The 23,359-nt window shown below is 43.8% G+C and carries 22 protein-coding genes; 15 read left to right on the top strand and 7 right to left on the bottom strand.

Features of this window, described 5'->3' with window-relative positions; all coding sequences use genetic code 11:
* Positions 1-2: 2 nt before the first annotated feature.
* Positions 3-389 carry a hypothetical protein gene (locus FSB76_RS11480; RefSeq protein WP_147053712.1) on the bottom strand — a complete coding sequence of 129 codons (387 nt, stop codon included), beginning with the start codon at positions 387-389 and terminating at the stop codon, positions 3-5.
* Positions 390-550: 161 nt separating this feature from the next.
* Here FSB76_RS11480 and creD point away from each other — a divergent pair, with 161 nt between their 5' ends.
* The 5 genes from creD to FSB76_RS11455 all read left to right on the top strand — a co-directional run bounded on the left by creD (position 551) and on the right by FSB76_RS11455 (position 5,518).
* On the top strand, positions 551-1,933 hold the full coding sequence (creD, locus tag FSB76_RS11475; protein WP_147053711.1) for a cell envelope integrity protein CreD: 1,383 nt from the start codon (positions 551-553) through the stop codon (positions 1,931-1,933).
* 282 nt (positions 1,934-2,215) lie between these two features.
* Positions 2,216-3,622: a 23S rRNA (uracil(1939)-C(5))-methyltransferase RlmD gene (gene rlmD / locus FSB76_RS11470; protein ID WP_192910145.1), complete on the top strand. Its 1,407-nt coding sequence runs from the start codon at positions 2,216-2,218 to the stop codon at positions 3,620-3,622.
* Between the two features lie 147 nt (positions 3,623-3,769).
* Positions 3,770-4,168: a hypothetical protein gene (locus FSB76_RS11465; RefSeq protein ID WP_147053709.1), complete on the top strand. Its 399-nt coding sequence runs from the start codon at positions 3,770-3,772 to the stop codon at positions 4,166-4,168.
* Positions 4,169-4,275: 107 nt separating this feature from the next.
* Positions 4,276-4,785 (top strand): phosphoribosyltransferase family protein, encoded by a 510-nt coding sequence (locus FSB76_RS11460; protein ID WP_147053708.1) that lies wholly within the window; start codon positions 4,276-4,278, stop codon positions 4,783-4,785.
* Between the two features lie 4 nt (positions 4,786-4,789).
* Positions 4,790-5,518 (top strand): hypothetical protein, encoded by a 729-nt coding sequence (locus FSB76_RS11455; RefSeq protein ID WP_147053707.1) that lies wholly within the window; start codon positions 4,790-4,792, stop codon positions 5,516-5,518.
* 5 nt (positions 5,519-5,523) lie between these two features.
* Here the strand turns inward: FSB76_RS11455 and FSB76_RS11450 are convergent, their stop codons facing one another.
* Positions 5,524-6,678, bottom strand: coding sequence for a CapA family protein (locus FSB76_RS11450; RefSeq protein ID WP_147053706.1), 1,155 nt, complete (start codon positions 6,676-6,678; stop codon positions 5,524-5,526).
* A gap of 40 nt (positions 6,679-6,718) precedes the next feature.
* Positions 6,719-7,309, bottom strand: a complete 591-nt coding sequence (locus FSB76_RS11445) for a C40 family peptidase (protein ID WP_147053705.1) — start codon at positions 7,307-7,309, stop codon at positions 6,719-6,721.
* A 505-nt stretch (positions 7,310-7,814) separates the two neighbouring features.
* On the opposite strand from FSB76_RS11445, the gene pdhA reads away from it, so the two are divergent.
* Entirely contained in the window at positions 7,815-8,810 is a 996-nt protein-coding gene (gene pdhA / locus FSB76_RS11440) for a pyruvate dehydrogenase (acetyl-transferring) E1 component subunit alpha (protein ID WP_147053704.1), read from the top strand.
* Between the two features lie 120 nt (positions 8,811-8,930).
* A complete protein-coding gene (locus FSB76_RS11435) occupies positions 8,931-10,583 on the top strand; it encodes a pyruvate dehydrogenase complex dihydrolipoamide acetyltransferase (protein WP_147053703.1) in 1,653 nt (550 codons plus the stop codon).
* 126 nt (positions 10,584-10,709) lie between these two features.
* Here the strand turns inward: FSB76_RS11435 and FSB76_RS11430 are convergent, their stop codons facing one another.
* The 3 genes from FSB76_RS11430 to pepT form a co-directional block, all read right to left on the bottom strand.
* Positions 10,710-11,261: a DinB family protein gene (locus FSB76_RS11430; RefSeq protein ID WP_147053702.1), complete on the bottom strand. Its 552-nt coding sequence runs from the start codon at positions 11,259-11,261 to the stop codon at positions 10,710-10,712.
* 104 nt (positions 11,262-11,365) lie between these two features.
* Entirely contained in the window at positions 11,366-11,872 is a 507-nt protein-coding gene (locus FSB76_RS11425) for a GNAT family N-acetyltransferase (protein ID WP_147053701.1), read from the bottom strand.
* Between the two features lie 91 nt (positions 11,873-11,963).
* On the bottom strand, positions 11,964-13,214 hold the full coding sequence (gene pepT, locus FSB76_RS11420; protein WP_147053700.1) for a peptidase T: 1,251 nt from the start codon (positions 13,212-13,214) through the stop codon (positions 11,964-11,966).
* 74 nt (positions 13,215-13,288) lie between these two features.
* On the opposite strand from pepT, the gene FSB76_RS11415 reads away from it, so the two are divergent.
* From FSB76_RS11415 to FSB76_RS11400, 4 genes are all read left to right on the top strand, one after another.
* Entirely contained in the window at positions 13,289-14,047 is a 759-nt protein-coding gene (locus tag FSB76_RS11415; protein ID WP_147053699.1) for a hypothetical protein, read from the top strand.
* Complete coding sequence (locus FSB76_RS11410) at positions 14,044-14,400, top strand: MmcQ/YjbR family DNA-binding protein (protein WP_147053698.1); 357 nt, start codon at positions 14,044-14,046, stop codon at positions 14,398-14,400. Before FSB76_RS11415 ends, FSB76_RS11410 begins: the two co-directional genes overlap by 4 nt.
* A gap of 87 nt (positions 14,401-14,487) precedes the next feature.
* The gene (locus FSB76_RS11405; protein ID WP_147053697.1) at positions 14,488-16,233 is read left to right on the top strand and encodes a M14 family zinc carboxypeptidase; all 1,746 of its coding nucleotides are present in this window, start codon (positions 14,488-14,490) and stop codon (positions 16,231-16,233) included.
* Positions 16,234-16,863, top strand: coding sequence for a rhomboid family intramembrane serine protease (locus FSB76_RS11400; RefSeq protein ID WP_147053696.1), 630 nt, complete (start codon positions 16,234-16,236; stop codon positions 16,861-16,863).
* Here FSB76_RS11400 and FSB76_RS11395 read toward each other — a convergent pair.
* Positions 16,832-17,821, bottom strand: coding sequence for a hypothetical protein (locus FSB76_RS11395; protein WP_147053695.1), 990 nt, complete (start codon positions 17,819-17,821; stop codon positions 16,832-16,834). The genes FSB76_RS11400 and FSB76_RS11395 overlap by 32 nt on opposite strands.
* A gap of 54 nt (positions 17,822-17,875) precedes the next feature.
* Here FSB76_RS11395 and FSB76_RS11390 point away from each other — a divergent pair, with 54 nt between their 5' ends.
* From FSB76_RS11390 to FSB76_RS11375, 4 genes are all read left to right on the top strand, one after another.
* Positions 17,876-18,889, top strand: a complete 1,014-nt coding sequence (locus FSB76_RS11390; protein WP_147053694.1) for a dipeptide epimerase — start codon at positions 17,876-17,878, stop codon at positions 18,887-18,889.
* Positions 18,882-20,369 carry a 1-hydroxycarotenoid 3,4-desaturase CrtD gene (gene crtD, locus FSB76_RS11385; protein ID WP_147053693.1) on the top strand — a complete coding sequence of 496 codons (1,488 nt, stop codon included), beginning with the start codon at positions 18,882-18,884 and terminating at the stop codon, positions 20,367-20,369. Before FSB76_RS11390 ends, crtD begins: the two co-directional genes overlap by 8 nt.
* A gap of 348 nt (positions 20,370-20,717) precedes the next feature.
* Complete coding sequence (locus tag FSB76_RS11380; protein WP_147053692.1) at positions 20,718-22,121, top strand: aminopeptidase P family protein; 1,404 nt, start codon at positions 20,718-20,720, stop codon at positions 22,119-22,121.
* A 603-nt stretch (positions 22,122-22,724) separates the two neighbouring features.
* Positions 22,725-23,108 (top strand): DoxX family protein, encoded by a 384-nt coding sequence (locus tag FSB76_RS11375; protein WP_147053691.1) that lies wholly within the window; start codon positions 22,725-22,727, stop codon positions 23,106-23,108.
* The last annotated feature ends 251 nt before the right edge of the window (positions 23,109-23,359 follow it).

Raw genomic sequence — 23,359 nt, 5'->3', positions numbered from 1 at the left:
AGTTATTTCAAATTGAACGTTATCGATCCGCTTTCTTCAACATCCCAGATGGTTGATTCATCAACGTTGATCGCATTTAAATTTAAAAAACTATCTGCTTGCTGTAAATAATCTTCGTCGGTATCGCCAAGCCGGGGTATTGCTATGATCTGTGGATCAATGTTAATCCTGCGGATTCTGTCGGTCAGCAGTAACAACGTGGCTTCCGAATAGGTTGATGACGCATCCCGGGCCAATTCGCCATTCCCGTCAAACAGGAAATAATCTGTCATTAAAATCGAAAAGAATTGCTTATCACGTTTATCATAATAAAACACTTCCGAGAATTTTACCGGAGATTGCTGCAGACCGGTTATTAGCCAATTATAAATTTGTTCCTGGGTGCTCATCCTTTAAAGATACAGACTTAAATAATAATAAAAGTATTTTAACAATATACTTTGAAATACAAAGTTCTTTTTGTTGATTTGTCTACAGGAACAAAGGGCAATGAAAAGGTCTATTTTTTTACACATTGACTTTCAAATACAAAGTACTTTATAAAAGCAAAATGATACAACAAGAACCAAAAACACGCGTAATAATGGACTGGCTTAAGGAGTCGGTTACAGTTAAATTACTTTTTATAGGAGTGCTGATTATAGTATTGCTCATCCCCTCATCGCTGATTAATAACCTGATAAGCGAGCGCGCGCAACGACAGGACGAGATGATAAATGATGTATCAGACAAATGGTCGGGCGGGCAGCTGGTAACAGGGCCGGTATTGGTTATTCCTTACAGAAAGCATATTCAAAAAATGGATACCGCCGGTAAGGTAACGTCACAGGATGTTATGGAAAACCTCTATGTCCTGCCCGATAATTTGAACATCAAAGCAGGTCTTAATACACAGATATTGCATAGGGGCATTTTTGATGTGGCAGTTTATAACTCGCTTGTTAAAGTATCCGGAAACTTTTCAAAGGCCAGTTTGGCCAGTGTTTCTTTAGCCCCTGATCAGCTCGTACTGGATAAGGCGCGCCTGGTTTTTAGTATTACCGATTTAAAAGGTTTAAAAAACAACCCTGTTGTTAAAGCCGGCGGCCAAACCCTGGCTGCCGAGCCTGTATTTAACAACGCCGTGTTGCCGGGCGAAGGCTTGCAGGCAGCCATAAATCTATCGGGAATTAAAGATGGCGAATTTACCTTTGATTATAGCCTTGATATGAAAGGAAGCCAGGAACTTAGCTTTTTACACCTAGGCAAAACTACCGATGTACAAGCCGGCGGCAGTTGGGCCAGCCCAAGTTTTGATGGCCGTTATTTGCCCGACGAACGCACCGTAGATAGTGGAGGTTTTAAATCGCATTGGAAAATGTTGTATTATAACCGGCCCTTCCCGCAGCAATGGGTTGATGATAACGGTTTGCTAAATAACGTAAAAAAGCAAGCCGATGCTACTTTCGGAATTAAACTTCGTTTACCGGTTGATCAGTATCAAAAAACGACACGTACCAGCAAGTATGCCATTTTAATTGTGCTGCTTACTTTTATCTCCCTGTTTTTAACCGAGGTTATCCGAAAGCAGAGCATTCACATTTTTAATTATGTTTTGATAGCCGCGGCCATGATCATTTACTACCTGTTGCTGCTATCTTTCTCCGAGCAAATTGGTTTTAACTTCGCTTACCTTGTGGCATCTGTTGCAACCATCGGCCTCATAGCAACATTCATAGCATCTATATTGAAAAACAGGATGGCGGCTGTGTTATTTGCTTTTATCCTATCGGTATTTTATACATTTATTTTCGTGATCATCCAGTTGGAAGACCTCGCGCTGATGGTAGGGAGTATAGCCTTGTTCATTATTGTGGGTGTGCTGATGTATTTCTCGCGGAAGATTAACTGGGATAAGCAGGAATCAATAGTAGTTGACGCTGCAAATAGCTAAACATTCATTTCACAAAAACCTAAACTTTATATTTATATACCATATACCATTTTGGTATATGGTATAATATTTATTATGTTTGCATAGTAAATTTAAATGTCATGAGCCGTGAACTAACAGATTTTTCAAAACAGGTAGACGAGCAGTTCGATATTGAGTTTAATCCATTAACAGATATTGTAAGCTATTTAATGGGTTTATTTCTTTAGTGTTGTTGCTCCTTTTTTTCGTCTTAATTCTTGATTCTAACTTCTTGATTCTGATTGTTACCTTTGCAGCCTGATGAATAAAGTTGCAAAACAGAAGTTTTTTGAAGACGTTCGGATAATAGATATTGCCGAAGAAGGAAAAGGCGTGGGCAAAACCGACGACTTTGTGCTTTTTGTTGATAAAGCCATACCCGGCGATGTTGTAGATGTACAGCTTTATAAAAGCAAAAAGAATTTTGGCGAAGGCAAAATTTTTAACCTGAAGCAAGCTTCTGAATACCGTACCACACCATTTTGCGAGCACTTTGGTACCTGTGGCGGCTGCAAATGGCAGCACATGACCTACGACGCCCAACTTAAATTCAAACAAAAATCTGTTGCCGATGCCCTTGGCCGTATAGCCAAAATTAATGTAGATGGCATCATGGATATCATCCCTTCGCCGGCGGATAGATATTACCGCAATAAACTGGAATATACCTTTAGCGATAAACGCTGGCTATATGATGGCGAGAACAAAGAAGATGAAGCCCTGAACATGAATGCCCTTGGTTTTCATATCCCGGGTCGGTTTGATAAAATTTTGGATGTAAAGCACTGCTACCTGCAGGCCGAGCCATCAAATAGTCTGCGCAACAGCATCCGCGATTTTGTGATTGAGCAGGGGTATTCATTTTATAACCTGCGTAACCACGAAGGCGCATTACGCAACCTGATTGTACGCACATCATCTACCGGCGAGATCATGGTTATTGTGGTATTTGCTTACGCGGAACAGGAAGAGGTGGATAAGCTGATGAATTTTATTGATGCCGGTTTCCCGGAAATAACATCGTTATTATACATTATCAACCAAAAAAAGAACGATACCATTTTTGACCAGGATGTAATAGCCTTTAAAGGCCCCGAATACATTCATGAGGAAATGAATGGCATCAAATTCCGTATAGGCCCAAAATCGTTTTACCAAACCAACAGCATCCAGGCGCTGCGCCTTTACGAGATAACCCGCGATTTTGCAGGCTTTACCGGTAATGAGCTGGTTTATGACCTGTACACAGGTGCGGGTACCATTGCCAATTTTATAGCGGGCAGCGTAAAAGAAGTGGTAGGGGTAGAGTATGTGCCCACTGCCATCGAGGATGCTAAAGTAAACTCGGCTATTAACAATATCACCAATACCAAATTTTACGCGGGTGATATGAAAGATGTATTGGTTGCCAGTTTTGTAACTGAGCACGGCAAGCCGGATGTGATCATTACCGACCCGCCACGTGCTGGTATGCACCCTGATGTGGTTGCCCGCCTTATGGAAATTGAAGCGCCTAAAATTGTTTATGTAAGCTGTAACGCAGCTACCCAGGCCCGCGATTTGCTGGTATTAAAAGAAAAGTACGATATCGTAAAAATACAACCCGTAGATATGTTTCCACATACACAGCATGTGGAAAATGTGGTGTTATTGGTGTTAAGGGGTTAATTATGAACGGATAAGGATTATAGAATGAGATTTTTACCCTTATCGTTTTCTTGTTTAGAATGTCCCCATTGCGGTTTATAATTTAGTTTTTTAGCGTAGGATTTTCCCAATTAGAGTTTAGAATTTATTTTTTAGAGTTTTCTATATATGCAACCCGAAGATCTGTTAAACCCGGATAATGAAAACCAACCTCAGCCGGCCAAAAACAGCCCGCTGCTGAGTTTGGAGCGCGATCTTAAATTTTTTAAGGATTCGATACATGAGGTGGCCATCGAAATTATGGTAGAAGGGCTATCATCGTATCCGATTTTTATAGCCCACCAGCACGAGTTAAAATTGGGCGAGTTGATACTGGACAGGCACGATTTGAATTCGGACTGGAGCATCCACGCCTCAACGCTTGAGGAATTTACCGAACGCGGTGTAATTAAACCGGAATTGAAAGAACGCTTTATCAGCAGCTACAAAAATCCCAACGAATATATGTGCGTGTTTGTAGTAGTGCCCGAGGGTGCAAATTTTGTTTATGTACCCTATAAAAAATAGAATGTGCAGCGTTTAAACTTGAAACCTTAAAACGGACTTGTATATTTACCACGCATAAAACCAACATTGTAACGGTTCATCGTTAAAACTTACAAAGCTTTCTTCCCATGCCCGAAAAGAAACTCCTGATATTAAACCGGCAGCAGATACAGCAAAAGCTGGACCGTATGGCTTACCAGATACTGGAAGATAATTTTGACGAGGAAGAGATACTTATAGCCGGCATACTGCCCCGCGGCAACCATATCGCCGCTCGCCTGAAAGCCATTTTGGATAACATCGCTCCATTTAGCAGCAAACTATTATCTATCGAACTGGATAAGCAAAGCAGCAGCCTGCAGGCCAATATAGATTTTGACGTGAATGCCTGCAGCAACAAGGTAGTGATTCTGGTTGATGATGTATTAAACAGCGGCAAAACCCTGGCCTATGGCTTTGGCGTTTTTTTGGATGTGCCGTTAAAAAAATTACGCACGGCTGTTTTGATAGATCGTAATCACAAAAGTTTCCCGGTAACTACTGATTTTGCCGGTATGGCTTTATCAACCGTTATAAAAGAACATGTAGATGTAGTGATGGATGAAGAGGGAGAAGAAGACGCGGTTTATTTAAGATAAACCGATGAAGCAAATAACCGGCTGCCTGCTTACTGCTATGCTTTTTGCATCCTGTAATAACGATGCGCAGCAGAAAGTGATAGACGTTTTTAGGCCGGCTTTAGCAAATATAAAACCGGTAACTGCCAAAAAATATGGATTTGGCGAAGGCTTTTGCGGGCAAAATATCTATCTCAACAGCGATTCTACATTTACCTGGGTGCATGCCTGCGAAGGACAATCGTCTTCGAGTATTGGCAAATGGCAGGTAGCCGGTGATAGCGTGCTGTTAACGCCCTATCCCCAGAAAGCCGATAATATCTCATATCGGGTTTCGCTTAGTAAATCTATTCACGATTCGCGGGTGGTTATTATAATAACCGATAAAACAGGCACTCCTGTAAAGGATTTTGTTATACTGCCGTTTAACAATAAACCGGCATTCACTTTTACCAACAAGGGTGTAATGATGGGCGATAAAAGCTATAAACTATCTTATTTTCAGGATAACATGAGTACCGATAGCACGGGCACAATAAGGTTATTAAAATCCGAAAAAGATAGCCTCGATTTTTCAAAGTTGTATGCCTTAACAGGCAAAACATTCAGAATAAGTACCAGCAACCTGCCCGATACCATCAGGCTGACAATAAATATCAATGGTGTTGCTTTTACCGGATACCAGGTAAGGTATTTGGCCGATCGGCCTCAAAAGTTTAGGTATGCCGGCGGCGACCTTATCTTAAAAAAATAGTACGTTTAGTTTTCCGGTACGTTGGCGGTTATCTGGCCTTCGTCAGATATATTTAGGATGCCTTCAGGAAAATCGGTTTCGGTAAGTTCCCTTATCCTGGTGGCGGCACGGTTTAGGGTATCCCTTTCCAGGCCTTTATCATGCGCCTGCCTGTATGATAGTATCTTCCCGCTTAAAAATTCTCCCTTTTTATTAACATAAACTTTTAAAACCGGCGCAAGCCCGCAAATGCCGGCAACGCTCACACAGCGGTAGGTGCAAAAGTTGCCCAGGCTATAGGCTATTAGCCTGTTTTTGTACATTTCCATAGCACGGTTAACATGTGGGCCATTGCCAAAAATGAGGTCGGCTCCTGCATCAATAGCATTGTGGGCAAATGCGTATACATCGCCCCGTTTTTCGTTAATGAAGCTTTCCATTTTACGGGGCACATGCTCATAATTAACACCTTCGCCGCCGCCATGAAAAGATACGATGACCACATCGCATCGCTGCTTTAGTTCGCTGATAATGCTGGCAGCGCCCTTTAAATTGAGGATAGGAACAGTGTTGGCATTGGGTGCAAATGAACAAAAGCCGTATTTTATGCCATTTACTTCAAAAACTGTTGATGGCTTTATCAGCAGTCCCGCATAATTAATACCAAGGCTATCCAAGGTTTGTGTGGTACTGTTGCGGCCTTTAATATCAAAATCGCTGATATGGTTATTGGCAAGGCTAAGCAGGTTAAATCCTGCATCTTTTAAAACAGAGGCATATTTTGTAGGCATCCTGAACAGAAAGGCCTTACTTTTTTGATGCAACTTGTAATGCGCAGGATCGCCGGAATCTAATAACGATCCTTCCAGGTTACCAAATATCACATCTGCGCCTTGCAGGTCGGGCTTTACCGCATTAAAACTGTTTACGGCGCTATCAGGCGGCAGGGTAGCATTATTAGGATACGAAGTGCCCAACATAATATCGCCCATTGCGGCAATACAAAGTGAATCGGGTACAATGGGCGCGGGTTTTGGAGGTTCGGGCTTTGCGATCACTGCTCTTTGTTGCTTTACCACAACATGTTTTGGCGGCGGTGTTTGGCAAGCCTGCAAAATTATAACCAGGCAGATTACAACAGGCAGTGAACAAGGTTTGGTATAAAAAAAAAGTCCCTTCATGTTTATGACGGGACTAAATTAAGTATTTTATTGAATTTCTTTAGTTGCTATTGTCGTCGTCGGTATTGGTTGCAACGTTGCTGTTGGTTAGCTGGTCTTTAAATGAAGCTAACAAACGACCGCCTTTGTAAAAGTAACGGCTGTAATAATTATCGTCGAGACTGCTAATGGCCACCCCTCTTGATGATGCATGTGCAAACTTGCCATCGCCCAGGTAAATGCCTACATGTGAAATACGGCGGCTATGGATTTTGAAGAAAACAAGGTCGCCTTCTTTTAAATCATCTTTACCAACAGGGTTAACCATGCTGAAAATATCGCGTGAGCTTCTTTTAATATCCAGGTTAAAAACCTCGCTGTATAACTCTTTGGTAAATGCAGAGCAATCTATACCTTTTCTTGACTCGCCGCCAAAATGGTAAGGGGTACCAATCCAGTCATAAACAAAGTGAAAAAGTTTCATGTTTGAGGTGGCTGATAAAGCAACACCCATAATTTGAGAGAGGTATGTTTTTGCTAAACCCTCTTGTTCGTCGGTTTTATCCTCGGTAACAGCTGGAGTGGTTTTTGTTTGAGCTTGCGAAGCTAAAACAGTGAACATTAGGGCAATAGCCAGGGCAAATTTCTTCATTTAATCAGTTAAAGTTGTTGTTAGGGCCAACAAATTGTTTATTAAATTAGACACTTTGTCTATCGTTGAATACAAAACTATCCATATTTTTTAAATTTGCAAATAAAACGTGCTTTTTTTTCAAAAAATATAAATATAAGGGCCTTACTAAAAATGTTATTAATATAAAGCTAATACTATTACGAAGGATGGATATTTATGGTTACCCTTTTTTGTGCGTGAATCATGATTTATTTCAAAATTGGGTAAAAAAGAATCTGAAAAACAGGACAATTACTGTTTTTTAGCGGTTCAAACACAGAAAGTTAACAAAAACTCTTTTGCGAAAATTAAAATTGACATTATAAAGTTTGGCAAATCAAACAAAATGCTATTGATATTGCTTACCAAATGTGCGCTGTAAGAAATAAAAAATAAAACTGCATAACATTTGGCTGCGGTTTCGATAATTTAAAGGATATAATTAGATTTGCGCTTTACTCCAAGAAATTGACTGTTTAAATACATGAGTTCAATCGAAATAACTAAGGACACTTACCTGATGTGGTACGAACAAATGCTGTTGATGCGTAAGTTCGAAGAAAAGACAGGACAACTATACGGGCAACAAAAAATCAGGGGCTTTTGTCACCTGTACATTGGGCAGGAGGCTGTATTGGCCGGTGCCATGTCTGTAATGAAACAGGAAGACAGCATGATAACCGCTTACCGCGATCACGCACATGCTTTGGCCAAAGGCGTAGAGCCTAAAGCTATCATGGCCGAGATGTATGGTAAAGCAACCGGATGCTCAAAAGGCAAGGGCGGCTCTATGCACATGTTTGATAAAAGCAAACACTTTTACGGCGGTCACGGTATAGTAGGCGGCCAGGTACCACTTGGTGCCGGTGTTGCATTTGCCGAAAAATATAAAGGTACCGAGTTTGTGAATATCACTTACATGGGCGATGGTGCTGTACGCCAGGGCGCACTTACCGAAACCTTTAACATGGCAGCACTTTGGAAACTACCTGTAATTTTTATTTGCGAAAATAATGGTTACGCCATGGGTACTTCTGTTGAACGTACAACCATCCAAACTGATATTTATAAATTAGGTTTGCCTTACGGCATCCCTTCATCGGCGGTTGATGGTATGGACCCGGCCGCAGTGCACGTTGCTATGGACGAAGCTATTTCACGTGCCCGTTCAGGTGAAGGCCCAACCTTTTTAGAGATGCGTACTTACCGCTTTAAAGGTCACTCCATGTCCGATCCGCAGAAATATCGCACCAAAGAGGAATTGGAAAGCTATAAAGCAAAAGATCCTATTGAAATGACCAAACAGACTATTGTTGAAAAACAATATGCCGATGATAAATGGTTTGAAGAGATTGATGCCAAAATTAAAGCTATTGTTGATGAAGCGGTTCAATTTGCCGAAGAATCGCCATGGCCTGATGCATCTGAACTATACACCGACGTTTACGTTCAGGAGGATTATCCATACATTAGGGATTAGTTTTGAGTTTTAAGTAATTAGTTTTGAGTAAAGCTGCAAAAAGATTTTAAACTCAAAACTCACTACTCAAAACTTGCCACTATTATATAAATACTAAATTATAACACATATAAAAAGTATATGGCCGAAGTAGTTAAGATGCCTAAAATGAGCGATACCATGACCGAAGGGGTATTGACTAAATGGCATAAAAAAGTTGGCGATAAAGTAAAATCAGGCGATGTATTGGCCGAGGTTGAAACTGATAAAGCTACCATGGATTTTGAATCGTACCAGGATGGCACCTTGTTATTTATAGGTGTTGAAGAAGGTGCAGCCGTTCCGGTTGATGCGGTTATTGCCGTAATTGGCAAGGATGGTGAGGATTACAAAACCGCGCTGGCTGATAGTGGTAGCGAGCCTGCCGCGAAAAAAGAAGAGAAGGCTGCCGAACCGGCACCTGTTGCCGATAAAAAACCAGCAGCCACCGCGGCGCCAAAGGTTGATTTATCGAGCATACCAGCTGCGGTTATACGCATGCCGCTTTTAAGCGATACCATGACCGAAGGTACCATTGAAAAATGGAACTTTAAGGTAGGTGACAAAGTAAAAGCCGACGATTCATTGGCTGATGTGGCAACCGATAAGGCTACTATGGAGGTTGTAGGATACGAGGCAGGTACTTTATTGTACATTGGTGTAAAAGAAGGCGAAGCAGTTGCTGTTAATGGCATTATTGCCATTGTAGGTAAAGAGGGAACCGATATTACGCCTTTATTACAGGCTGGCAATGATGCACCTGCACCTGCTGCCGAAGCGGCTCCTGAAGCCAAAACCGAAACTGCTGATGCCGCGCCTGTTGCATCGTCAACATCTGCTGATGACAGCCGCGTAAAGGCATCGCCACTTGCACGTAAAATTGCAAAAGATAAAGGCATTAACCTTAATGATGTAAAAGGCAGTGCCGAAGGCGGCCGCATTATTAAAAAAGATATTGAAGAATATACACCGGCTGCTAAACCGGCTGCTGAGCCAACACCGGCTGCTGCACCTGCATCGGCGCCTGCTGCACCGGCAAAAGCACCTATCGTATTGCCAACTTATACCGGCGAAGAGAAATTTACCGAAAGGGCAGTTACACAAATGCGTAAAGCCATCAGCCGCCGCTTAAGCGAAAGCTTGTTTACTGCTCCGCATTTCTACGTAACCATGAGCATTGATATGGATCAGGCTATTGCAGCCCGTACCCGCATTAATGATGTTGCCCCGGTTAAAATATCGTTTAATGATTTTGTATTAAAAGCCTGTGCTGTTGCCTTAAAACAACATCCTGCTATTAATTCATCATTCCTGGGCGATAAAATACGCACTAACGAGCATATTCACATTGGTGTTGCCGTTGCTGTTGATGAAGGTTTGCTGGTACCGGTAATTAAATTTGCCGATGGTAAATCACTAAGCCATATCTCGGTTGAAGTGAAAGAATTTGCCAGTAAAGCAAAATCTAAAAAATTACAACCTGCCGAAATGGAAGGCTCAACATTCACCATATCAAACCTTGGTATGTTTGGTGTTGATGAGTTTACTGCTATTATTAACACACCAAACGCTTGTATTCTTGCTGTAAGCGGTATCCAGGCAGTTCCGGTTGTTAAAAATGGCGCTGTAGTGCCTGGCAACATCATGAAGGTTACCTTGAGTGCAGATCACCGGGTAGTTGATGGCGCTACTGCCGCAGCATTCCTGCAAACTTTAAAATCGTTACTGGAAGAACCAGTTAGATTGCTGATATAATTTGATTTCGGATTTTCGATTTCGGATTTAAATATAAAGAGCGATGAGGGGTTATACTTCATCGCTCTTTTTTTGCTATAAAACATAAACGCTCCCGCGGGCTTCCAGTCCGTGGTAACCATCGTGTCAACTTCCGGCTGACGAAGCGAAATCCCGTACAATGGCATTCAACTTATGCACATGTCTGTAAGCATGATAAACCGCAACAGCGGCCCATTCCAGCCGTGTAAGTAAGCCTATTCCGGTAAACTCAGGTATAAGGCAGGTGCCTGTCAGGTCTTGATTTTGAACAATCTCTTTAAGTTGCTCAGAAACCGCCGAAAGGTCATCTGCCAACGGAGCCTTGTCATAATCCTTGTTATCGGGGATTAAAGTAGGTGCTGCGGGATATTGGGCATCAAAATCTAAAAATATACCTTTTATAATATCAACATATTGGTCGGGGCTGCGTAACGTAACTTTTGCCGGGCCGTTTAAAGTTGATACTGCGCCCTGCAACGAAAGCCGCAGGTGCTCCAGGTGCTGCGCCGGTGTCCACGATCCTGGCTGTGGCACACGATTGAAATCGGTGGGTTTAATTGATGCTATAACTTGCATCAATTCGTTCATTGTTGATTCAAGCGAAATAGTTAATGGTTCTGGTAAATTGCCGGGGGCTTTAATTGTCTGCTTGTCCATAGTGCTGTGTTGATTGATAATCAAATATCGGCAGGCGCAATATTATTTGGCCGGGGTAATATGGACATTTTAAGGGCGATTTGCGACAGTTTTATTCCCTGCTGCTAGCAGAAGCATAGCAACTCCTTTCGCATTACATAATCATTCATCCAGTAAGGACCAATGGCAATATCCTCTTCGTAAGCAACAGCAAAGCCCATTTTTTCATAAAATGATTTGGCCTGGTTATACCGGTTTACATTGAGTTCGAGAATTTCTTTGCCCGCTTCCCTTGTCTTGTTGGCCACTTCGTTTATCAATATTTTGCCGTAGCCTTTGCCCTGGGTTTGGGGCAGGCAATATAATTTATGCAGCTTATAAATGTCGGGGTTTTCATCGCGCGGCGAGTAGGCGGCAAAAGCAACGGGCGTGCCTTCTTCTTCAAGTAGCAGGTAGGTTTGCAGGTTATCGGCTACTTGTTTTCCTATTTTTTCTGCCGAATAAATCTCGGCCAGCATAAATTCAATTTGTTCGCGCTCCAATATAGCCGAGTAGGTTGCCCACCAGGTGGTATCGGCTATTTGCAGTATGGTATCAACATCGTTAACTGTTGCCTTCCTTATAGTATACATAATCTGTAGTTGGTTTTCTGTGGTCTGTAGTCGGTTTTCTGTAGTCGGTTTTCTGCGGTCTGTCCTCAGGCCACCGGCCTCAGTCCTCGGCCTATGCTTTTTCTTCCCATATCATGCAAAGGTGCAAAATGGTTTCTACCGCCTTTTGCATATCCTGCACTGATACCCATTCCTGCTTGCTGTGAAATGCGTGTTCGCCGGCAAAAATGTTGGGGCAGGGCAGGCCCATGAATGATAATCTTGAGCCATCGGTTCCACCTCTTATACTGCATAATTTGGCTGTTAAGCCCGTGCGGTTTATAGCTTCCATGGCATTGGCAACAATTTCCGGATGCTGCTCCAGCACATTTTTCATATTGCGGTACTGCTGGCTGGTAGTTAAGGTATAGGCAGAGTTCGGATATTTTTTTAAAACCTCGTCGGCTGTTTTCCTAATTACATCGGCATGGCTTTTCAGGTTACCCTCGTCAAAATCGCGGATAATAAAATCTATGCCCGCCGTTTCTACATGGCCCTCTATACTCACCGGGTGTACAAAGCCCTGCATGGCGTCGGTATGCTCAGGCGATAGTTCATCCGGCAAAGCGGCTACAATTTCGCCGGCTATTTTTATGGCGCTTTCCATTTTGCCCTTTGCAAAGCCAGGGTGGGCGCTTACGCCTTGTATTATCAGCCGGGCGCCATCGGCACTAAAGGTTTCATTTTCCATATTGCCGGCACTTTCGCCATCAATGGTATAGGCGGCATAAGCACCAAGCCTGGCAATATCAACATGGTCAACTCCGTGCCCAACCTCTTCATCTGGTGTAAACAATATCCTGATGTCGCCGTGCTTTATTTCGGGATGATTGATCAGCTGGTAGCAGGCGTCCATAATTTCGGCCACACCGGCCTTGTTATCGGCGCCTAATAAAGTTGTACCGCTGGCAGTTATTACATCGTGGCCAAATTGATTTTTAAGATCGGGATGATCGGTCAGTTTAACAACCTGTGTGGGGTCATCAGGTAAAATAATATCCTGCCCCTGGTAGTTTTTATGTACAATGGGTTTTACATTGGCCCCGCTGCAATCGGGGGCGGTATCTACGTGCGAGCAAAAGCAAATTACAGGTACCTGCTTATTCGTGTTTGACGGAATGGTAGCGTACACATAGCCAAACTCGTCAAGATGGGCATCCTGAACACCCATAGCCAGCAACTCGTCAACCAACAAGCGGCTTAAGTTTTTTTGCTTTTCTGTTGATGGGAATGTAACCGAAGTGGGGTCTGATTGCGTATCAATGGTAACATATCGCAAAAAACGATCGGTGACAGTAAAACTTAGCGGGGAATTAAAACTCATAAGCTATATTAGTAAAATTTTAAAGCCATTGGTAAACCTGTATGCGCTTTTGTAAATATTGATAAAAATTAACATTGAAAAAATATATTCTTTTTTTTGTTTTAGGCTTCACAGTTGCAATGGCTAAAGCGCAAAGTGGATTTAATTATTATGAATTTGGTGCTGGTATTAGCGCAAGCTATGGCAAAGCCGAAGCAGATTTAAAAAAGCAGGATTACCATCCGGCAGTTAGTTTGAATTTTGTTTACAATTACAGCCCGTTTTTGCCCATTACTGCCGAATTGCAAAAGGGTACCTTCTCGGGTGGCGGTGCTTTAAAAAGCCAGGATTTTTCGGGCCGGTATTTTACCAATTCATATTTTTCTTTTAATGTACATGGCGATTTACAGGCCGGCGAAATACTTGACTATAGTGATAGCTGGGTTTTAGACCGGATTAAAGGTTTGTACATTGGCACAGGTATTGGCTTTATATACAACAACATGACGCGCATTGAGCGTTTTAACAGGTTTCCTGAAAACGGGGTAGTGTACCCCGATCCCAATTCGGGCGAGGGTTTCCAGGGAAAAAATAACAGTTTGAACATTATTATTCCTATCAGGCTTGGCTATGAGTTTAAAATTTTTGATGACTATGATCAGCCCCGGTACGGTATAGATATCAGTGTTCAACACTATTTTGCTCCGGGTGAAGGTCTTGATGGCTATAACGACCCTACATCAAAATATAAAAATAATGCTACAGACCAATATACCTTTGTAACCGTTGGGTTTAAATATAACTTTGGTAATACAACGTCATACGTTAAACTCATCAGAAAATTCCAATATTGAACGTAGAAGAATTGCGTGATTATTGCCTGCAAAAAACAGGTACCACCGAAGGCCTGCCCTTTGGCGAGGAAACGCTTGTGTTTAAAGTTGCCGAAAAGATATTTCTGTTGATTGGCCTTACAGAAGGCAACCGCTTTAATGTAAAATGCGATCCCGAACTTGCCATTGAACTGCGCGAACGATACCCGGAGGTAATTCCCGGCTATCATATGAATAAAAAATTGTGGAATACCGTTTATATGGATGGCTCGCTGACCCGCAGGCAGCTTTGCGAGATGATAGACCACTCGTACCAGCAGGTTGTAAAAAGCCTGCCTAAAAAAATCCAGGCAGAACTTTCAGATTTAATATAGCATAGTAGCAATATTTTTGCAGCTGTCTTAAATCTTGACTCTTGATTCTTAACTCTTCCCACCTATCTTTGAGCCAAACACAATTCCATGAGATCATTTTTATTAGCCATAGTTTTCTTCTTCGCCTGTATAAGCGCCAAAGCACAGCTAACCCCTTTTGAATTAAGTAAGGATAAAAACTATACGGCTACCTATGCCGAAGTAATTAGTTACTATCAAAAGGTAAATAAACTGTATCCGCAGCAAATGAAAATGATTAATTACGGCACAACCGATGTGGGTAAACCGTTAACATTGATTGTACTTTCAAAAAATGGTGTTTTTGATCCCGGGCTGATAAAAAAACAGGATAAACGCGTATTGCTTATCAACAACGGTATTCACCCCGGCGAGCCGGAAGGGATTGATGCCAGCATGATGCTGGTGCGCGATCTGCTTAAAAAGAACCAGTTGCCAAAGGATGTTGTGATTTGTTTAATTGCGCTTTACAACATCGATGGTAATCTAAACCGCGGTCAAAGCCGTGTAAGCCAAAACGGACCGGCAGCATACGGCTTCCGCGGAAATTACCGCAACCTTGATTTGAACCGCGATTTTATAAAAGCGGATAGCCGCAACGCGCTTGCTTTTACGCAGATATTAACCACCTGGAAACCCGAAGTGTTTTTAGATAACCACACCAGCGATGGCGCCGACTATCAGTATGTGATGACGTTGATAGAAACCCAGAAAGACAAGCAAAACTCGATACTGGCCGATTATACCTCGAAAACACTGACGCCATACCTTTATAGCCACATGAAAAAAAGCGGCTACGAGATGATCCCTTATGGCGCGGGTGAAGAAGGCCTGCCAGACTCGGGCATCGTGAGCTTTTTGGAAACTCCCCGTTTTGCCACCGGCTTCACTGCCCAGCATAACATTATCAGCTATATTACCGAAACCCATATGCTTAAACCATTTGATAAACGGGTATATGCAACCTATGATTTTATGCAGCACTTGATTGATATAAACCAGCGTGATGCTAAATTGATAGGTGACCTGAAGAAAAAAGCCGATGCAGCCGTTATCAGCCAAAAAACGTTCCCCTTAAAATGGGAGGTGGATATGAAAGCCGTGGATACCATCACCTTTAAAGGATACGAGGCCGGCTACAAAACCAGTGATGTAAGCGGGCTAAAACGCCTGTATTATGATAGGAGTAAGCCTTACACCAAAGTCATCAAATTTTACAATACCTATAAAACAACTGTAACTGCCGATAAGCCGCTGGCCTATGTAATACCACAGGCTTGGGGTAAAGTGATAGACCTGTTTAAGCTTAACGGTGTAAAAATGCAGCAACTGGCGCACGATACCACGTTAAACCTGCAGATGTATTACTTTGGCGATATTAAAACACCAACGCGTCCGTTTGAAGGCCACTACCTGCATAGCAGCGTACAATTAAACCCGGTTGATATGGCCATGAAATTTTATGTCGGCGATTACGTTGTATATACCAACCAGGCCATCAACCGGTATATTGTAGAAACATTGGAACCACAGGGAGTAGATTCGTTTTTTGCCTGGAACTTTTTTGATTCGATGCTGGGTGAGAAGGAATACTTTTCGGACTATGTTTTTGAAGACAAAGCTGCCGATTTGTTGAAGAAAGATGCGGCCCTGAAACAAAAACTGGATGATGCTAAAGCAAAAGACCCGCAACTGGGCAACAGTGCGCAGGCGCAGCTGTTTTTTGTATATAAAAACTCGCCTTACTTTGAAAAAACATACATGCGCTACCCGGTGGGCCGCATTTTAAACGATACTAAACTCGACCTTAAATAAATGGAAAACCTTATACTGGCCCCAGTAGCCTCGGTAATATTTGCACTAACTATTCTTGTTTCCTTAATCGCCTTCTCTAACCAAGACCTGTATGGTAAGCTCATGCTGCACCCGTACAATGTGTCGCGCGGGCATTATGTTTATACCATCATTACCAGCGGGTTTATTCATAAAGATTGGATGCACCTGTTTTTTAACATGATGTCGTTTTATTTCTTTGCCTTTCAGCTGGAGCCGGTTTTAGGACATTTTCAATTTGGTGTGCTGTATATGATAAGCCTTATCCTGAGCGATATGCCATCGGTAATAAAGCACAGGGAAAATTATAGTTATTACAGCCTCGGGGCTTCCGGCGCAGTAAGTGCTGTGGTTTTTAGCGCAATATTATACAACCCATTGGGCAAAATGATGATTTTGCCTATCCCGATAGAAATTCCGGCCGTTATTTTTGGTGTGTTATACCTGGTATATTGCAGCTATGCAACCAAATACTCCCGTGATAATATAAACCATGATGCTCACTTTTATGGGGCACTAAGCGGCTTATTGATCACCATTTTATTTCACCCGGGTATAGTTCCTTTCTTTATTCAGCAAATTACCGAGAAAGTTCAATCTTTGCTGCATTAACAAAATCGCCATTGGCATTAAACAGGAAACTTATGGGGGCATTTGGATTTTTGATGATCTCTAACAGTAAAAAGCCCCAGTTTTTCCAGAAGTTTTCAAGCACCTGGCCGTAAATTTTGTTCATCCAATCATCAAACAGGGGTTTGCTGCTAGTGCCGCGTAAGGGGGCGGCTTCTATGTAAATGGTATCGCCAACGGGCATTACCTCATACTCGGGCAGGCGGTTAAACAGGTAGGCCGAGTAAAAGAAACGAGCGTTCACCTCCTCAAACTGGATGGGGTGCAAAGGCTTATCTGCTATTTTATCCAGCATTTCCTGGTGATAGCGCCCATTGGAGCCATTATCCTGCAGGCAAATTACCAGGCCAAAGTCTTTTATCCGCAGCGAGAATGTAAGCGTATTGATCTCATCGCGATAGCCAAAAACATTGTCGGCATTATCTACCTTAAACAAAGCGATGCTGTAGGGTTTAAAGCCATCCAGCTCGATGGGCAGGTTAAGCGTTTGCAGCATCAGGTGCAGGTTGCTGAACCGGTGAATAATAGCCTGCGAAATATTAAACTCCTCGCCCTGCGCATGTTGTTGGCGGATACCGGCCTGTATCTCGTTAAAAATAATCCCGTATAATAATTTGCCGGCCCATTGAAAAAGCTTGAATTCATCAAGTTGTTTTACAGCTTCATAGCCAGTTTCAAACGCGGCGGCTATTTCGGCCTCCAGCGGTTCCAAATATTGCTCGTTTATGGCGGCGCTGTTGGGGAGTTTTAAGTCCTTGTAGGTGGCCATACTTTCGTCGAGCAATTTAAAGGGCTGGTCTTCCAGGTTATAACGGCTCATGAGCCATTGTGGAAAAACCTGTATTTTTTCTTCTTCAGAATTTAAAGCTTCGCCCGTAAGGAAGCATTTGCTGTTACTGAAATTAAAACGCTGAAACGGTGAATAAATTTGTGCCGGCATGGCCGCAAAGATAAGCACGAAATTCATTCTAAACTTTTAGCTTTGGTTTTTAACATGGAACTGACATATCAACCCTTCGAATTACAACTCAGGCACGCTTTTACCATAGCTAAGTTTTCGCGAACTACCACGCCTGTTATGCTGGTGCAGCTAAAGCATGAAGGCCATACCGGCTATGGCGAAGCGTCAATGGTGCCCTATATGGGCGAAAGCCACCAAAGTGCCATGGAGTTTTTAAGTAAAGTTGATATTGGCCAATTTAGTTATCCTTTTGATTTTGGGAGGATAATTAGTTACTTAGATAGCATTGCGCCCGGTAACCCGGCGGTAAAAGCCGCTATTGATATTGCCCTGCATGACCTGGATGGCAAAATTAAAGGGCAACCCTGCTGGCAGCTTTTGGGTAGCAAACCCGCCCTGATGCCCGTAACCAGCTTCACTATCGGCATTGATACGCCCGAAATGATCATCAAAAAAGTAAAGGAAGCTGAAGGTTTTAAAGTGATAAAGGTGAAGCTTGGCCGCGATACAGATAAAGAACTGATAGGTACCATTCGTTCGGTTACAGACGTACCATTATATGTAGATGCCAACCAGGGCTGGACAGATTTGCAGCAAAGCCTGGATATGACCTATTGGCTACAGGCGCAGGGCGTGCAATTGATAGAACAACCTATGCTTAAAACCGACCCCGACAGCAATGCCTGGCTCACAGAGCGCAGCCCGATCCCAATTATTGGCGATGAGGCTGTACAGCGTTTTGAGGATGTGGAGAAGGCGAAAGGCGTATATACGGGCATCAACATCAAACTCATGAAATCGGCCGGGATGTACGAAGCCAAACGAATGATAACCAAAGCGCGCGAACTGGGCCTGCAAATCATGATAGGTTGCATGACTGAAACCAGCTGCGCGGCACTGGCCGGTTTAGCCCTTGCCCCGCAATGCGATTGGGTTGATTTGGACGGGCCCTTCCTGGTAAGCAATAACCCCTACCAGATGCCCGGTTTTGCCGATGGTAAATATATTTTAAATAAAGAGCCCGGACTGGGCTTACGCAATGGCTAAGGCACTAATCATCGGATCCGGCATAGCGGGCATCGCGACAGCGATAAGGCTTGCGGTGCAGGGCTACCAGGTTGAGGTTTTTGAGGCTAACAGCTATCCTGGCGGTAAATTATCTGAATTTGAGCAGGATGGATTTCGTTTTGATGCCGGGCCAAGCCTGTTTACCATGCCGCAGTATGTAGATGAATTGTTTGTCCTCGCCGGCAGAAATCCTAAAGAGTTTTTTAGCTACCAAAAGCTGGATAAAGTTTGCCAATACTTTTACGAAGATGGCACACGCCTGAATGCCTTTGCCGACGCAGAACTGTTTGCCAGAGAAGTAAATAATGTTACCGGCGAGCCTGTTGCATCAGTAAAAAAATACCTGACCAACAGCGCAACCATTTACAATATAACCAATCACGTTTTCCTGGAACAATCGCTGCACAGGCTTAAAACATTTTTGAGCCGGGATACGGCAAGGTCGGTTTTGGGTTTGCCGGGGATAGACGCCTTCCGGACAATGCACAAGGCCAACGAGGGGTATTTTAAAGACGACCGCCTGGTGCAGTTTTATGACAGATATGCTACGTACAACGGATCAAACCCATATGCTGCGCCGGCCACCCTGAACGTGATACCGCATTTAGAGCAGCACTACGGCGCTTATTTCCCTATTGGGGGTATGTATAGCATTACGGGTAGTTTAGTTAAGCTGGCGGAATCTTTAGGGGTTATATTTAATTATAACTCAAAGGTTGATGAGATCATGTTAGATGCCCGCAAAGCCACGGGCCTAAAGGTGGGGGAGAAGAATATCAACGGCGATATCATCATATCCAACATGGATGTTTGGTTCACCTATCAAAGGCTGCTAAAGGCCCATCCCAAACTATTCCCCCGGAAAATCCTGGGCCAGGAGCGCAGCAGCTCGGCGCTGATATTTTACTGGGGTATCAGCAGGAGCTTTCCCGAACTTGATTTGCATAACATTTTTTTCAGTACCGATTACAAAGCCGAGTTTGATCATATCTGGAAGGATAAGAATATCTTTCACGATCCTACTATCTATCTCAATATCAGCTCTAAATACAAGCCGGACGATGCTCCCGCCAGCTGCGAAAACTGGTTTGTCATGATCAACGTGCCGGCCAATGTAGGGCAGGAATGGGATACCCTGGTTGCCACCGCCCGCGAAAACATCCTCAAGAAACTCACCCGCATTTTGGGCGACGATATCGAAAGCCTCATCCTGTCCGAAACCATCCTCGATCCGCGGCAGATTGAGAGCAAAACCTCATCCTACCAGGGCTCGCTGTATGGCACCAGCAGCAACAGCCGGTTCGCGGCATTTTTGCGGCATGCCAATAAATCGTCCAAAATTAAAAACCTGTATTTTTGCGGGGGTAGTGTCCATCCCGGCGGGGGAATTCCGCTTTGTTTACTGTCGGCAAAAATTGTGAGCGGTTGGATTGCCGATGATTTCCCTCAAACTTCTTAAAGCGCGTTTTTTGTTCATAAAATGCGCATTTTTATAGCTAAAAACAACACAAAACGCGTAAAAAATCGCTATTATTTCGATAAAAAAACTACAAAAATTAACACTTTTTATTACTTTAAAAAGTACCCCCACTTTTGTTAAAAATTTTCCAGCCAAAGTTTCGGATTCAAACATCGGCGGCTTTCATAAGTCATAAAATTGGGACTTATTTTCAATATCGAACACCGAATACCCAATGTCGAATAATGAAGGGAAACTTCGGTGTTGGAAATTCGAAATTCATTATTCGATATTATTTTTACTTTTCTTTAATTAACTACATAGGGTTAGGGGGCTTATATTTGCGGCATGGATCTTCAATTATTCGATAAGCAGGTTTATGCCGACAGGCGGCAAGTGTTAACCCAAAGCATGGCCAATGATGGCCTTATTGTGCTGCTGGGCAACGAAGAAAGCAGCATGAACTATAAGGACAACCATTTTAGCTACCGCCAGGATAGCAGTTTTCTGTATTACTTCGGGCTGGATGTTGCGGGGCTGGCCGCGGTGATTGATACCGACACCGGCGAGGCCCTGATCTTCGGCAACGAGCTGAGCATCGACGACATTATCTGGACAGGCGTACTGCCTACCGTGAGCGACATGGCCGCCCTGGTTGGCGTTAGCCAAACCCGCCCGTACAACGATATTACCCACTACATCCACAAAGCGCAAACCACCGGGCGCAAGGTGCATATACTGCCGCCTTATCGCCCCGAAAATAAAATTAAACTGGCAGCATGGCTCAATGTGAGCCTGCAGGATGTGGCCGATCATGTTTCGGTAAAACTCATTAAAGCGGTAATTGCCCAGCGGGTGATTAAAACTCCGTTGGAGATTGCCGAAATGGAAAAAGCGGTATCCATTAGCGTTGATATGCAGCTGGCCGTTATCAAAAACACCCGCCCCGGCATTAAAGGCTACGAGCTGGTGGCCAAAGCCAACGAGGTAGCCATTGCGGCCAACTCGCGCCTGGGTTACCCGGCCATTATTACGCCCCGGGGCGAAACCCTGCACACCCATTACTACGGCCATACCCTGCAGGACGGCCAGATGCTGCTGTGCGACATCGGCGCCGAAAACGCCATGCACTACGGCGGCGACCTTACCCGCACCGTGCCCGTTGGCCAAAAATTTACCACCCGCCAGGCCGAGTTGTACGAGGTAGTGCTTAACTCCATGGACCACGCCATCAGCATGCTGAAACCCGGCGTGCGTTATAAGGACATTCACCTGGCCGCCTGCCAGAAACTGGTGGAAGGCCTGAGCCAGGCCGGCATCATGAAGGGCGACCCTGCCGAAGCCGTTGCCGCCGGCGCACATACCATGTTTTTTCAATGCGGCCTGGGCCACATGCTGGGCATGGACACCCATGATATGGAGGATCTTGGCGAACCCTATGTAGGCTACACCGATACCCTTAAAAAGGAAACCGCCGTTTTCGGCCTCAAATCCCTGCGCCTGGGCCGCGAGCTGGAAGCCGGCTACGTGCTCACCATCGAGCCCGGCATCTACATCATCCCCGAACTCATCGACCGCTGGCAGGCCGAAAACAAATACGCCGATTTTATCAACTACAACGTACTGAACACCTACCGCGATTTCGGCGGGATTAGGATAGAGGATAACTTTTTGATAACCGGTACCGGCAGCCACCTGCTGGGCAAGTATTTGCCCAAGAGTTTGAAGGAGATAGAGGGGTTGAAGGGTTAAAATTATCCAGTTTATACATTGTGCTTTTATGCCTCGAGCCTGTCGAACGATTGCTAATGCTATTGAGTTAAGGAATTAAGGCCAATTTAATATCGAACACCCAATGCCCAATTTCGAATAATGAAGGAAAACTTCGATATTGGATATTCGAAATTCGGTGTTCGATATTATTTCTCACTTTCTGCTTCTCTTAACTTAATAGCATTGAAGGCTTGCGCGGAGAGAACTTTGTCCGCGATGTTTCGATGGGCTACCTATAACATGTTGAAAAATTGAAGTCATCCTGAACTTGTTTCAGGATTCCACAGGACAGGTGGCCCGCATGAAGTACACTTAGTTTGTGGGGTGCCGAAACAAGTTCGGCACGACAAAGAGGATTAAATTGTTGTCGTTACCACTTCATAACCCACAAAAATTACCACTCAGCACAACACCGCTCTTTTACAGCGCCACCCCCCGCGTTAATCCCCACCCGCGTGCCGGTCCATGCCTCAAAATGCCTAAGCCAGTATCAATAATGCCCAATTGACTATAAAACCACTGTGGGTTTTAAGGCAGATGCCCCATTTTTGAATCAAATCAAACAAAAAACACACAGAAATCATGACAACAAAAACAGCAAAAACAATTTTCTGGATCGGTACAGCATTAACCTCATTATGGTTTGGCACCAGCGGCATTTGCGAACTTACCACCAATAAAATAGTATGGGATATCACCCTCAAATTGGGCTACCCGGCCTACTTTATTTATGTACTGGGTGTAGCCAAGGTATCGGGCATTACCGTTCTGTTAATCCCCAACAAATTGCTCCGGTTAAAAGAGTGGGTATTTGCAGGCGTATTTTTCGATATCATTTTTGCCTTCTTCTCCAAGCTCATCGTCATCGGCCCATCCGCCACTATCGATGCCCTGGTGGCCTTCAGCATCGTAACCGTAACCTACATCATGTTCAGAAAGGTGTACCCGGCAAGTTATATCTCCTGAAGCCCTAAGCCCCGGCCCTGCGCGATTCCCCTCTCGAAAGGGGCGGAGGGGTGTGTTATATGCGCGCGACTGAACGCTGAAAAACACACCCCTGCTAACGCACTTCCCATCGCGCCCCCTCTCGAGATGGGAACAAAAAAGCCCCGATACCTTGTGCAAATCCCCTTTTGAGCTGTGGACAGGACGATGCTCCACCATTTAAAATTTCATTCCCCAACATATTCCTAAATTATTACCTTTAAACAAATTGA

The organism is Mucilaginibacter ginsenosidivorax, from assembly GCF_007971525.1.
In the GTDB taxonomy this organism is placed as follows: domain Bacteria; phylum Bacteroidota; class Bacteroidia; order Sphingobacteriales; family Sphingobacteriaceae; genus Mucilaginibacter; species Mucilaginibacter ginsenosidivorax.
This window is presented reverse-complemented; position numbering and strand designations above follow the sequence as displayed.

Coding starts and splice junctions, on each gene's coding strand:
- FSB76_RS11480 (WP_147053712.1), bottom strand. CDS start 389: ATGAGCACCCAGGAACAAATTTATAATTGGCTAATAACCGGTCTGCAG.
- creD (WP_147053711.1), top strand. CDS start 551: ATGATACAACAAGAACCAAAAACACGCGTAATAATGGACTGGCTTAAG.
- rlmD (WP_192910145.1), top strand. CDS start 2,216: ATGAATAAAGTTGCAAAACAGAAGTTTTTTGAAGACGTTCGGATAATA.
- FSB76_RS11465 (WP_147053709.1), top strand. CDS start 3,770: ATGCAACCCGAAGATCTGTTAAACCCGGATAATGAAAACCAACCTCAG.
- FSB76_RS11460 (WP_147053708.1), top strand. CDS start 4,276: ATGCCCGAAAAGAAACTCCTGATATTAAACCGGCAGCAGATACAGCAA.
- FSB76_RS11455 (WP_147053707.1), top strand. CDS start 4,790: ATGAAGCAAATAACCGGCTGCCTGCTTACTGCTATGCTTTTTGCATCC.
- FSB76_RS11450 (WP_147053706.1), bottom strand. CDS start 6,678: ATGAAGGGACTTTTTTTTTATACCAAACCTTGTTCACTGCCTGTTGTA.
- FSB76_RS11445 (WP_147053705.1), bottom strand. CDS start 7,309: ATGAAGAAATTTGCCCTGGCTATTGCCCTAATGTTCACTGTTTTAGCT.
- pdhA (WP_147053704.1), top strand. CDS start 7,815: ATGAGTTCAATCGAAATAACTAAGGACACTTACCTGATGTGGTACGAA.
- FSB76_RS11435 (WP_147053703.1), top strand. CDS start 8,931: ATGGCCGAAGTAGTTAAGATGCCTAAAATGAGCGATACCATGACCGAA.
- FSB76_RS11430 (WP_147053702.1), bottom strand. CDS start 11,261: ATGGACAAGCAGACAATTAAAGCCCCCGGCAATTTACCAGAACCATTA.
- FSB76_RS11425 (WP_147053701.1), bottom strand. CDS start 11,872: ATGTATACTATAAGGAAGGCAACAGTTAACGATGTTGATACCATACTG.
- pepT (WP_147053700.1), bottom strand. CDS start 13,214: ATGAGTTTTAATTCCCCGCTAAGTTTTACTGTCACCGATCGTTTTTTG.
- FSB76_RS11405 (WP_147053697.1), top strand. CDS start 14,488: ATGAGATCATTTTTATTAGCCATAGTTTTCTTCTTCGCCTGTATAAGC.
- FSB76_RS11400 (WP_147053696.1), top strand. CDS start 16,234: ATGGAAAACCTTATACTGGCCCCAGTAGCCTCGGTAATATTTGCACTA.
- FSB76_RS11395 (WP_147053695.1), bottom strand. CDS start 17,821: ATGCCGGCACAAATTTATTCACCGTTTCAGCGTTTTAATTTCAGTAAC.
- FSB76_RS11390 (WP_147053694.1), top strand. CDS start 17,876: ATGGAACTGACATATCAACCCTTCGAATTACAACTCAGGCACGCTTTT.
- crtD (WP_147053693.1), top strand. CDS start 18,882: ATGGCTAAGGCACTAATCATCGGATCCGGCATAGCGGGCATCGCGACA.
- FSB76_RS11380 (WP_147053692.1), top strand. CDS start 20,718: ATGGATCTTCAATTATTCGATAAGCAGGTTTATGCCGACAGGCGGCAA.
- FSB76_RS11375 (WP_147053691.1), top strand. CDS start 22,725: ATGACAACAAAAACAGCAAAAACAATTTTCTGGATCGGTACAGCATTA.